The organism is Rhodopirellula sp. SH410, assembly GCF_055811895.1.
In genome coordinates this window covers 7,713,839-7,726,267 of sequence record NZ_CM147949.1, presented here as the reverse complement: position 1 = coordinate 7,726,267, position 12,429 = coordinate 7,713,839, and the positions used below count along the sequence as shown (strand labels likewise).

Annotated in this window: 6 protein-coding genes; 2 read left to right on the top strand and 4 right to left on the bottom strand. The window is 58.6% G+C overall.

What is annotated here, in order from left to right; genetic code table 11:
- Nucleotides 1-47: 47 nt before the first annotated feature.
- Nucleotides 48-896 (top strand): sugar phosphate isomerase/epimerase family protein, encoded by an 849-nt coding sequence (locus SH410x_RS28305; protein ID WP_473672965.1) that lies wholly within the window; start codon nt 48-50, stop codon nt 894-896.
- A gap of 40 nt (nt 897-936) precedes the next feature.
- On the opposite strand, the gene SH410x_RS28300 is transcribed toward SH410x_RS28305, so the two are convergent.
- Nucleotides 937-2,391, bottom strand: coding sequence for a DUF1501 domain-containing protein (locus SH410x_RS28300; RefSeq protein ID WP_473672963.1), 1,455 nt, complete (start codon nt 2,389-2,391; stop codon nt 937-939).
- Nucleotides 2,388-5,648, bottom strand: coding sequence for a PSD1 and planctomycete cytochrome C domain-containing protein (locus SH410x_RS28295; RefSeq protein ID WP_473672961.1), 3,261 nt, complete (start codon nt 5,646-5,648; stop codon nt 2,388-2,390). Before SH410x_RS28295 ends, SH410x_RS28300 begins: the two co-directional genes overlap by 4 nt.
- Before the next feature lie 297 nt (nt 5,649-5,945).
- On the opposite strand from SH410x_RS28295, the gene SH410x_RS28290 reads away from it, so the two are divergent.
- Nucleotides 5,946-6,398, top strand: a complete 453-nt coding sequence (locus SH410x_RS28290; protein ID WP_473672959.1) for a gamma-glutamylcyclotransferase family protein — start codon at nt 5,946-5,948, stop codon at nt 6,396-6,398.
- Nucleotides 6,399-6,426: 28 nt separating this feature from the next.
- Here SH410x_RS28290 and SH410x_RS28285 read toward each other — a convergent pair whose 3' ends face one another.
- The gene (locus SH410x_RS28285; protein ID WP_473672957.1) at nt 6,427-7,713 is read right to left on the bottom strand and encodes an NAD(P)/FAD-dependent oxidoreductase; all 1,287 of its coding nucleotides are present in this window, start codon (nt 7,711-7,713) and stop codon (nt 6,427-6,429) included.
- A 187-nt stretch (nt 7,714-7,900) separates the two neighbouring features.
- Entirely contained in the window at nt 7,901-12,373 is a 4,473-nt protein-coding gene (locus SH410x_RS28280; RefSeq protein WP_473672955.1) for a DUF885 family protein, read from the bottom strand.
- Nucleotides 12,374-12,429 lie beyond the last annotated feature (56 nt).

The window sequence follows — 12,429 nt, the reverse complement described above, 5'->3', positions numbered from 1 at the left end:
ATTTTCTCGCTTTACCTCAACAACCCTCCTATTAAGGAATCTATCGCATGTCTGATTGGCCACTAGGTGTTTTTGCATCGATCGACGCGGGACTGGGCGTTGCCTGGCCGGTGATCCGCGAATTGGGAGTGCCAACGATTCAGTTGCACGCCCCGCACGCAGGCAATCGCACGCAGCAAGCTGCCGAAACTTTTGCCGCGCAACTTCGCGAGCAAGACATCCGCTGCACGGCCGTCTTCGGAGGCTTTGAGGGCGAGAGTTACGCGGACATCCCCACCGTCGTTCGCACTGTGGGGCTGGTCCCCGAGGCGACCCGCGCGGCGCGGCTGGCGGAAATGCTGGAGATCAGCGACTTTGCCAAATGGTTGGGAGTGGACTGCGTCGCATTGCACTTGGGATTCGTGCCTCACGACACGTCGGATCCCGGTTATGCCAGCATTGTCGACGTGACTCGCGTGCTGTGTGATCACTGCCGCGGGAATGATCAATACCTGCACCTCGAGACCGGTCAGGAGACTGCGGACGGATTGCTAGCGTTCTTGAATGCCGTTGACCGAGCCAATTTGAAAATCAATTTCGATCCAGCCAACATGATTCTGTATGGGGCCGGCGACCCCATCGAGGCGTTGCGTGAGCTCGGTCCACACGTTCGCAGCATCCACTGCAAGGACGCCTTGGCCAGCGACCAGCCAGGCGTGACCTGGGGTCAAGAGGTACCGCTGGGCGAGGGCGATGTGGGAATGGAAACATACCTGAAAACGCTCGCTGAAATCGGCTACACCGGTCCGCTAACGATCGAGCGAGAGATCCCCGAAGATCCGGCTCGCCAGAAGGCCGAAATCGGCGCCGCAATTGAATTGCTGACACGGCTGAGAGCAAAATTGGGCAAAGGGTGATGTGCCCGTCTCTCGCTGCGTAGCAGCTCGGAAGTGAAACCTACGCCAAAATCCCGTGCACCAATTCACCGTGCACGTCGGTGAGGCGGAAGTCGCGGCCTTGGAAGCGGTAGGTTAAACGTTTGTGGTTGAAACCGAGCAGATGCAGGATGGTGGCGTGTAGGTCATGGACGTGCACCGGATTTTCCGCCACGTCGAAACCGAGTTCGTCAGTGCTGCCGTAGACCATCCCTGGTTTCAATCCGCCGCCAGCCATCCACATGGAAAAGGCATTGGGGTGGTGGTCGCGGCCATCGTTGCCGCCTTGTACCATCGGTGTGCGGCCAAACTCACCGCCCCAGATCACGAGTGTTTCGTCCAGCAACCCTTGCTGTTTGAGATCTTTCACCAGTGCGGCACAGCCTTGGTCGGTGTCTTGGCAGTTCTTCGTCAGGCCTGACTTGAGCCCACCGTGCTGGTCCCAGGATTCATGAAACAACTGCACAAAGCGAACCCCACGCTGGACCAGTCGCCGGGCGAGCAAGCAATTATTGGCAAATGATTTCTCGCCCGGTTTGGCTCCGTATAGCTTGAGCATGTCTTCGGACTCATCGGCAAGATTCATCGCCTCCGGTGCACTCGCTTGCATCCGAAACGCCATTTCGTATGAATTCACGCGGGTGGCAATCTCAGGGTCGCCGACCACGTCGAGCCGCTTGCGATTGAGTTTGTTCACGGCTGCCAACGTGTTGGCTTGTGTTTGGTTGTTCATGCCTGGCGGATTGGACAGATACAACACGGGATCGCCACTGCTGCGAAATTCGACGCCCGAGTACGTTGTGGGCAGGAAGCCTGAATTCCAATTGCCCGCTCCGGCACTGGGGCCCTTTTGGCCACTGTTGAACACCACGTAGGCAGGCAGGTCATTGGTCTCGCTGCCCAGCCCATAGGTCAACCACGAGCCCATGCTCGGGCGGCCAAACTGCTGCGACCCGGTGCTCATCATCAGCTGGGCCGGCGCATGATTGAAAGCATCCGTTTTCATGGAGCGAATCAAACACAGGTCGTCGATCACGCCAGCAGTGTGGGGCAACAGTTCGCTGACCTCGGTGCCCGAATCACCATGTTTGGCGAATGAAAACTTTGGTCCCAGTAGTTTGGAATTGGGGTTGATGAAGGCAGCCCGGTATCCATCGAGTAGGTCAGCCGGTGGCAGGGTGCCATCGAGTTTCGCCAGCTGCGGTTTATGGTCGAACATTTCGAACTGACTTGGACCGCCCCCCATGAACAGCAAAATCACATTCTTGATTTTGGCTGGAAAGTGAGGGGCTTTGACGGCCAAGGGATCCACTGCCTGGGATGATTGATCGTCTACCTCTGAGGCGTATCCTGCCTCAGCGAGCAGCGTCGTCAAGGCGATATGTCCGAGACCGATGCCGCACTGCCCCAGCAGCCAGTCTCGGCGAGCCAGGCGGGTTCGAGCTTCGATGGGATCGGGCAACGTGTGCTGGTTCATGATTTGGTTATCGTTTCGTCGAGGTTCAAAATGGCGCGGCTGACCACGATCCAGGCCGCCAGCTCCGACGGTGACTGCCCCGTCAATTGCAGGCACCGATCCCAGGGGACGCCGATCATGTCCTGCAGTCGTTGCTGCAGCGCATCACTCACGCTTTTGTCGTCCGACGGATCGTGAAATTGTGCACGCTGTTCGTTGAGTAATTTTTCGAGAACGTCGATCTCATCGGCATCTGGGCGGCGGCTCGTGCAGAGGCGGAATGCGTGGGAGATCCGATGTCGATCGAGCGGATCGCCGCTGCTTGCTCTGCGATCGGAGCGATGGATCGCAGAGCGATTCAGGGCGTGATCCACCGCCACGATTTCACGTAGCACGCGGGTCGCCAGCCCTCTCGCGGCATCGACAAATTGGGGTTCGTTGAGCAGCACGAGAGCCTGCAGCGGCGTATTGCTTTGCTCGCGTCGCACGCACGCGGAATCGCCCTTGGGAGCGTCGAAGACCTGCAGAGGCGGGTAGGGGACACTGCGGTATTGATGTACGTAGAGCGACCGTCGGTATTGCTCGGCGTCGGTGTCCAAGTCCCATATTTTGGGTCCATAGCTGGTGGGTGGCTCGAACAAGAACCGCGGCGCCGGTGGATAGACACTCGGGCCACCCCGTTTGGGGTTGAGCAGCCCGCTGGCGGTCAGTGCCAGGTCACGAACCATTTCCGCCTCGATCCGCACGCGGGGGCCGCGGGCGAGATGTTCATTTCGGGGATCATCACGCCATGCCTGCGGTGGCCCCGTTGAACGCTGACGATAGGTAGCCGAATCCACAATCAGCCGGTGGATGTGCTTCAAACTCCACCCACTATCGACGAGTTCTCGCGCCAGGAAGTCGAGTAGTTCAGGGTGTGAAGGCGGGGAAGACTGCAGCCCAAAGTCCTCAGGCGTGGCCACCAAACCGAGGCCGAAATAGGCTTGCCAAATTCGGTTGACGATCACACGAGGCGTCGTCGGTGAGTCTTTGGAAACGAGCCAACGAGCGAACCGCAACCGAGCGGGCTCGTTCGAGTTCGGCATGGGGTTCAAGAACTCGGGTGCGTTGGGGGCGACCTTTTCTCCGGGGCTGAGGAAATCGCCGCGGCTGAATACAAAGGTCTCACGGGGTTTCTCGGTCGCGATGGCAACCAACTGCGTGGTGGTTTCGGGGAACTGCTGCCATCGCGATTCGATTTCAGCGTTTTCCTTCGCAAAGGCATCCTGGCCCAAACGCCACTGCGAGAACAATGATTGCCACTGGGACACTGATCGTTCGGAGGCTGGGCCCGCGAGGAGCGGTAGTGTGTTCGTATTGATCGTTGAGTCGGGGATCGATTCGGCATCCGTGATACTGAAACGATATCGGCCCAGGAGGAAATTTTGATTGTCGTCGCTGTTCCACCCACCATGTTTTTGCACCAGCGTGAAAGTCAACGTCGCCTCAGCATCGATCACGATCGGTGTTTCGGGGACGAAGATTGCATGGCGAGACTGGTTGCTGCGACCGGGGCCCCGATCGGTGGTCCAAGCGGTCTCGGGCTTGCCATCGAAGGCGAACTCGACCGGCCCGACTTGGCGCTGATCCTGGCTAGCGTTCTTGATGCGATATTGTGGTTTCAGCTCACGCACCGGCGGATTGACATCGGAGAGGGCGCGTACAAATTTCACGTCGATTGCGGGAGCGTCTTTGGCCGTCGGCTGAATGTTGAGTTTGAACTCGCTCAACGCGCCGGTTCCATCGATACTGCGGCCTGGCCCACCGCGTGGCAACTGCGGATGGGTCAAGGCTTCGAGCCGGACTGCTGAGATTGTGCCGACGTGCGTCGTCAGTGAGAAATCATCGCTGGTATTGGTCGGCGCATAGCTCTCGCTGACGATGGAGCCATCGGGCAACACCCGAAATTTCTGTCCTTGGAAGGGAACCGTCGTCGGCTTCATGACCTGCCATTTCGGGAGCTCAGAAGCCATCGACTCGGCCCACTCCTGGACCTGCGTTTGCCAGTCCGGTGTGGCTTCGCGAAGGTGATCTTCGATCTTTGCGATCGCCGCAAGCGTTTCGTCTCGCTGGCGGGCTTGGTCGGTTGTGTAGACGGAGACGCAGCCCTCATGGAAATTGTTGAGCGCCGCGAACATTTGGTAGTACTCGGCGTGGCTGATCGGGTCGTATTTGTGAGTGTGGCACTGGGCACACTGAGTCGTGATTCCCAAAACGGCTTTGCCGATCGCATCCACACGGTCAAACATGCCCTCAATGCGGAACTGTTCAGGGTCCGCGCCGCCTTCTTCGTTGGTCATCGAGTTGCGTAGAAAACCGGTCGCCACTCGTTGGCTCTGCGTTGCCCCGGAGATCAGATCGCCTGCAACTTGTTCGGTCACGAATTGATCGTAGGGCATGTCGTGATTCATCGCGTCGATCACCCAGTCGCGATAGAACCACACCGCTCGCTGCATGTCCTTTTCGTAGCCTGCCGAGTCCGAGTAGCGAGCGGCATCGAGCCACCAGCGCGCCCAGCGTTCACCGAAGTGAGGGGACTCGAGGAGCTGGTCGATCAAATCGGTGATCGCTGCATCGGTATCTTGCTCCGATTCAGTGGAAACCCGGTCAGTGGAAACCTGGTCAGTGGAAACCTGGTCAGTGGAAACCTGGTCCAGTTGATTCAAACTCGGCGGCAGCCCCACGAGGTCGAGCGAGAGGCGGCGGGCGAGCGTCGCGGGATCGGTCGGTGGCGACGGCGACCGCGATTCAGCCTCCAGTTTCTCTAGTACGAAGTAATCAATTTCATTTCGTGGCCACTGCGTGTTCTCGACCTGGGGCAGATCGGGTCGGCGAGGAGCGACAAATGCCCAGTGGGCATCATAGGGTGCGTCTTGCTCAATCCAACTCGCGAGCGTCGCAGCCTCTTCGCTGGAAACCGATTTTCCGGTCGACGGTGGTGGCATGACGAGGTCCGGATCGTCACTGGTGATGCGGGCAATCAGCTCGCTCTCGGCGGGGCTGCCCGGGACGATCGCCATGAAGTCGATCGCCTCGTCACGGTCATCCAGGCGCAATCCGGCCTCCCGCGTCGCCTCATCGGGGCCGTGACACAAAAAGCACTTGTCCGACAGAATCGTTCGCACTTCGCGGTTGAAATCGACGGATTCTTCGGCATTCGATACGCTAGCGGCGACGACGCAGGCCACCCAGCAAATCAACGGGGAGGTAACGCCAATACACGCTCGATTGAATCTCATGCAACTCTCAGAATCGTAGAAACAGTCGCCTTTTGCTCAGCAGAAGCTGCGTGACCGTTCGCAGCATTCGTGGGAACGAAAGGCGACTATCCATGGAACGCCGACATGGAGGCCATGTCGGCTATTCCTGAAACGACCAGATCAGGTAAAAGGTGGGTGAAAAGCAGGGGCTCAGCGTTTAGATGACAACCGTTCGCCAAGGAATCTTGCTCGTATCCTATCATATCAAGCGAGAATGCTATCCGCAAATATCGTCAGCATCCCGTCCCGCACGCCGTGATCGCCCGGAGCCCACTCATGAGCCGTTTGCCCAGTCTCGAATCCAATGATCGTTTCTTTGTTTATGGAACGCTGTGCCGGGGCCAATGCCGTGAAAAATGCTGGCCATGCCAACCGCTCGAGATTACCCCCGCTTGGACGCTGGGCACCCTGTATGGACGTGCGGATTATCCAGCGATGCGGCCGGGGAACGACCGCGTGATCGGCGAGTGTTGGCGATTTGATGCGGGAGTGCTGGAGCGAGTCCGGGTGGTCCTCAATCAGATCGAGGTCACCGATCAGCCTGGAGTGCCTAACCTCTACGACGCCGTATTTGTCGATGTGTATGGGCTCGAATGCATCGCGCAGGACGATTATTCACCGGCGGACCGCATCGGCACTGCGCAGGCGTATCACTACAGCAGCCCGCCTGAGCAGGATGGTTTTACGCGACTTTCGCCGTGTGATTTGAGCGTCCGCTGGCCGGAATGAGCCCTTGGGGGGGCTGATGCCAGGTTTGTTAAAACCGCTTCAATGAATAGGGTGCGGGATCGATGTGCGGGGTTTCTCCGGTCAGCATTTGGGCCATCAGCTTTCCCGTTCCGGTCGCCATCGATATTCCCATCATGCCGTGCCCCGCGGCGACGTAGGCGTTGTCTAATCTCGGTGCTCGGTCGAGACACGGCAGTTCGTCATAGACCATCGGTCGCCAGCCTGCCCACGGCGCTTCGGGGCGTTTCGGCAGCGGTGTATGCAGATAACTTTGGGCATCATCGAGAATTCGCTGCATGCGAGCAGGGTTGATGGATCGGTCATACCCTGCGAAACGCATCGTCGACCCCACGCGAAACTGATTTCCCCATGGCGTCACGGCCACGTGGCTGTCTTCGAAAATCATCGGGACTCGCGGCGCCCCCTCCACGCTCGTGAACGTCATCGAAAACCCCTTGCCGGGGATGATGGGGATCTGGCAGCCGAGTGGTTTGGCGAATCGGGGCGACTCGGCACCACTCGCGATCAGATATTGTTTCGCTCGCTGCGTGCCGTGATTGGTGGCGATCGACGTGATTTTTCCCCCGTCCACGTTCAATCCCGTGACTTCGGTACCCTCGACAATTTCGCACCCCGCCGTCGCGAGGCGGCTGCGTAGTTTTTGCAGCAGCTGGCCCGGATGCAGGTGGGCATCACCCGCGAAGAACCAACCTCCGGCAACGTTTTCGACGAGGGCAGGTTCCTGTTCGAGCAGTTGATCACGTTCGAGTCGGGTGGCGTGCACGTCGTAACGGGTTGCCAATTCGTCGGCCGTTTTTTGGAACTCTTCAAAGGATCGTTGCCCACGGTGCACCATCACCAACCCGGCATCCTGCCACTGACAATCGAGACTGTGATCGTGAACAAAGTCGCGGTACAGTGATATCGACGTGCGTAACAACTCATGCCGGGCGACCGCCGCATGATCTTTCGGTTTTTCGAAACATTGACGCGAAAAGTGAAACATCCATTTCCAAAGCGTCGGGTCCAACCGCATCGCCATTGAAATGGCACCGCGCCCCGTCAGAATTTGCGGTATTGTGTGAGCGACAGCGCCGGGAACGCACAGCGGCATCACGTGACTGGGGCTGATGTAGCCGCAGTTACCAAACGAAGCACCCGAGCCGATCGTGTCACGCTCGACGATGCGCACCGTCGCCCCCCGCTCGATTAAATAGTGAGCGGTCCAGCAACCGATCACACCGCCACCAACAATGATCACGTCGACGGGTGCGTCAGCGTGTGCGGATGGGGTCGTGGTAGGCGTGTCGGTCATCGTGGTGGTCGTGGAGAGGGAGGACGGAACGGGATCGCGGCGTGTTGCGTTTGACACCCCGCCCCGATAGGGAGATCGGAAAACAAGTCGCCGAACGCTTTGCGGTCGGAATCGTCGAGCGGTCCGCAGTCGGAATGGTCGACTGCGGAGCGATCGCCCACAAATTCGAACTCACTCCATGACCTCATCATTCGCTCGCAAACTCCCATTGGGGTGGTGCGTCGCGGGCAAGTGGAGGATCAAGCTGCGGATCGTTCCACAATAATGGCTCAAGTAACGCAATGGGTACACTCCCCTGCTGCATGACCGCATTATGAAATTCCTTCAACGTACCCCGCTCTTCACCGATCCAGCGGTTAGCAAGTTGTCGCAACTGCATCGCCCCGAGCATGTAGGCGGCTTGGTATAGCGGCGGATAGTGTGGCCCCACGCTGCGTCGGACCTCGGCTTCGGCACTGAGTCGGTCAAAGCCAACATTGTCCACCAGAAAGTCGACACATTGATCCGGTGACATTTTGCCTAAATGGAACCGTAGCGAAAACAGAATCCGGGCATAGCGGTGAGCCCGCCAGACCAAGAATCCCATCCGCTCCTCGGGCGTGCGGGTGAATCCGTTTTCCTCCAGCAAAAACTCCCAGTACAACGCCCAGCCCTCCAGCCAAAATGGGGTGCCGAAACCGTCGCGTTGGGTCTCGTAGCGATCTGCCTGAAAGAACTGCAAATGATGACCGGGGATCAACTCATGATGCACGGTCGCCCTGACGAAGGGCAGATTGTTGGCACGCAGGCTCTGCCGCTTCTGATCGGCCGTCATGCTCGACGTGGGAAACGAAACACTGATGACCTCGCCACCGGTAAAGAACGGATTGACGAGTTGCCGCTGCGGGCTCATCATTTCCATCCGCCACGATGTTTGCGCCAGCCGATCGATGGTCAGCAGATCGTGATCGAGTAACCACTGCACGGATTCGTCTGCAGTCTGACGAATCAACTCGGGTTGATTCCCCGGTGCAACGTGAAGCGTTTTGATTTTTTCAACCGCCGCCTGCCAATCGTCACCCAAACCCATCTCGCCTGCGGTCTCGACCATTTCTCTCCGGCATTCTTCGTACTGCGTTTGGGCTAGTTGAAGTAGTTTCTCCGGTGTGTCGGCAATGAATTCGCGGCGTAATTCGAGCATCAAACGCTCCCGCGTCGCGACCCGCCCCGAAATGCCGCTGTCGTCGGCAGCGCGAGAAATGATGGGCTCGGCCGAGCCTTCAAGTTGCATTTTCTCACGCTGATACTCAATTTCAGCCATCAGCAGGTGATAGTCGACCTGATCACCACGTGGCCAGGCTTCAAAGGGCATGCCCTCGGGGCGAAACTGTTCGAGTGACGTTTTCCATTGGCCCAATAACCGCTTTTTGTTCTCATCGAGGGCGTCCTGCGATTGGTCATTTCGCCCTTGTGCGTGGCCTTCGCGTTCGAGGTTGCGAAGATCGCTGCGGTAGCGCTTCATCACGCCGGGCATGTGGCGCGTCGCCGCATCCTCATAGGCCGTCAGATCCGGATAGTTTTCGTCCAACATCGTGGGCATGCTGATGTGTTCGCCAGCGATCTCGTCGGACGGGTGGGCTTGTGACGGCGGGGACTCGGTTCCGTCGCTGTTCTCCTGGTGTTTCGCGTGAGTGTTATGGTGCGGCCAGGCGGCCAATCGCTCCGACAGTCGCTTCGCGGTGGCGCCGGCCCACCAATCGAATTGAGGGTCGTAGTCCGCGTAGAACGTTCGCCACGATTCAAACTGGGTGGCAAGTTCGTTGAGCGGCACGCCATCCAACTTCGACGTCGCCTCCAACGTCGCCTCCATGCGAGTCTCGATGTCCTCAAGTGTCTGGGCAACGACAGGCCAATCTTGCCGCTCGCCGCGGCGCTGCCAATCACAGAGTTCGACGAGCGGCGCCGCGAAAGGATATTTCGCGGCAACCTGTTTTGCCGTCTCGCCAGCGGCCTTCCATTGCTCCCGATCCCTTGAGATTCGTTGGGCGAGTTCTTCGCGCGCGGACGCCTCTTTCTCGCCATCGCACTGGGCTGTCACCAACGTCGCTTCCCATGCATCCAACAGTCGTGCGACCTGGATGTGTCTTTCGGGGGCAATGGTCAACGGCAAACGACGCGTCAAGCTGCCATAGTCTTTGGCGTATCGCTCAGCGGCTAGTTGCCAAGCGGACTGCGTAGGGAGGGCATGGAGGGTATCGGCAGTGACGACGTCGTCGCCGTCGTCACCGGAGTCTGCCGTTCCCGGCTCGGGTTTTTGCGGTTCGGGTTTTTGAGGTTTAGCGTCGCGTTGCAGCTTTTCGACGAAGAATTCGCGTGTTAACTGGCGGCCGTATTCACCCCCATCACTGTGCCCCATGCCAGGGATCATGAGGTAATCAAATCGTTTCTCAGCATGAATCAATGCGTCGACGAGACGGAGAGTGGATTCGGGCGGCACGTTTTCGTCGAGTTCACCCACGATCAAAAACAGATCGCCCTGCAAGCGAAGTGCGTTGTCGATATTACTCGACGCCGCGTAGTGTTCGCCCACGGGGTACCCCATCCACTGTTCATTCCAGGAGGCTTTATCCATCCGGTTATCGTGACATCCGCAGGCCGCCACAGCCGCGTCGTAAAAGTCTCCGTGGAAGAGCAGCGAGCCACACGCATTTTGGCCCCCGGCTGAGGTGCCGTAGATGCCGACCCGATCGATGTCCATCGCCGGATGTTCGTTCGCGGCGGCCTTCATCCAAGCAATTCGGTCGGGGAAACCGGCGTCCTTCAAATTCTGCCAGCACACATCGTGAAACGCTTTGGAGCGGTTGGCCGTTCCCATCCCATCGATGCGGACGACAATAAACCCGAGCGACGTTAAATCGTGGTACCAAGCAGAATTGCGATATTGCTTGGGGACGTGCGAGTCATGAGGTCCGGCATAGATGTTTTCAATCACCGGGTAAGTTCGGTCTGACTTCGGATCGTAGTCATCGGGGAAACAGATGAAGCCCCAAATGTCGGTCTTGCCATCGCGTCCCTTGGCGGAAAAGACCGTCGGCAGTGGTGCTTGAACACCAGCGGGCACCGATCGTTTGGCAACGGCGAGTTGGGCGATGCATTCGCCCGTTTCACAGTTGCGGAGTTCGTGAACGGGCGGCAGGTCCACGCGGCTGTACGTGACGATCGCATAGCGACGATCCTCGGAGAGCTGGACCTCGTGGTCGCCGTTGCCATCGGTCAGGACTTGGAATTGACCACCCTCAAAATTCACTTTTGCGAGGTGATGGTGATACGGATCTTGGTCGTCGTGGTATTCACCGACGGTCATCCACACCTCGCGTTTGGACTCGTCGATTTCGAGGATTTCGCGCACGAGAAAATGGCCACTCGTGATTGAACGGGTCGGTTTTTCGCCAGCCAGATCGACCAGGTACAAATGCCGGTAACCACTCTGTTCGCTGGCATAAATCACTTCGTCTGTTTTCGACAGATAGCTCACCAGGCGAACTGGAGGTCCATGGCCCGTCCAGATGAAAGTATCTGTTGATTCATCGATTGGAGTGCGAACGGTCCCGGCGACTGGATCGACGACAAACAATCGGAACCGCTGATGACCACGATCCACTTTTTCGATCAGCAGCTCGTGATCGCCTCGCCAGCGGACGGATGGGCCGCCAAAATCGATGCTGGGCAACTCGGTTGGCAGACGTTGCCAGGTCTGGGTATCGACAACCATCAATTCATAGGCGTCCATGCGATCGCCGGGAAGTTCATAGGGGCGCTCATGCAATTTGGCCCGGCCACCGCCGCGTGGAGATGACTCGGTCGTGAACACGCTGAGATGTTCGCCCGGCGTTCGCTTCCACACTGCAATGACTCTCCCATCGGGAGAAACTTGGGGTCGGACGAGCGAGTCGTCTCCCTGGACCGCGTCGTTGACCGATTCGATCGCGTGCCAATCCTGGTCATCGGAGGCATCGTCTCGAGTCCGTCGCTCCAGTTTTCCATCGTGGATCCGAACCTGCCATTTCGAGGGGCCCGCGGACGGGGCGTGCCGCCGGCGGCGTTGTCGCTGCTCACGGGGAAAGGTCTGTTGGATGTGAACCTTGTGCGGGGCGGGCCCGGCGGTCACGCTGCCGTAGAATGTGTCATCGTCGCCGGTCGCGACCCAGACATGGCCGACGTAGGAGTGTTGTCGAATCGATTTTCCCGGGGCGACGCGACCGTATGTCTTCCGTCGTCCGCTGCCATCGACCCAGAGCAATTCGACGGGTTGGTCGGTCTGATTGACGAATTCCACTTCCGTCGCGTCATCCGAAGGCCCCGAGCGGGGGACGGCGCCACCGCTCAATGCCAATGCCGACTTAGCAACTTGATCACCGTTGACGTCTTCGATCGTCATTTCACCGGTGGCCGCGTCGACGTGAACCGTCTCCGTCACACCGCGGTCATTTTCCCGGCGAAACCAAAAATGTTCCGCATCCGTCCAGTGCGGCATGATTCGCAAATTAGTCGTGCGGACGGCTGCCGGTTGCTGATCGGCAGCGGCGGCGTCAATCGGCTGGGCGAATGCGGTCGCCGCGAGGGTCATGGTGGCTGCCACCAGCCAATGGTGTCGACGGGAGGAAGAACGTTTTCGTCGCATAGGTGAGGGACTTTGCAGTGGAGTAGGGAATCAACATCGCGACGAACCGCCAAGCA

Coding starts and splice junctions, on each gene's coding strand:
- SH410x_RS28305 (WP_473672965.1), top strand. CDS start 48: ATGTCTGATTGGCCACTAGGTGTTTTTGCATCGATCGACGCGGGACTG.
- SH410x_RS28300 (WP_473672963.1), bottom strand. CDS start 2,391: ATGAACCAGCACACGTTGCCCGATCCCATCGAAGCTCGAACCCGCCTG.
- SH410x_RS28295 (WP_473672961.1), bottom strand. CDS start 5,648: ATGAGATTCAATCGAGCGTGTATTGGCGTTACCTCCCCGTTGATTTGC.
- SH410x_RS28290 (WP_473672959.1), top strand. CDS start 5,946: ATGAGCCGTTTGCCCAGTCTCGAATCCAATGATCGTTTCTTTGTTTAT.
- SH410x_RS28285 (WP_473672957.1), bottom strand. CDS start 7,713: ATGACCGACACGCCTACCACGACCCCATCCGCACACGCTGACGCACCC.
- SH410x_RS28280 (WP_473672955.1), bottom strand. CDS start 12,373: ATGCGACGAAAACGTTCTTCCTCCCGTCGACACCATTGGCTGGTGGCA.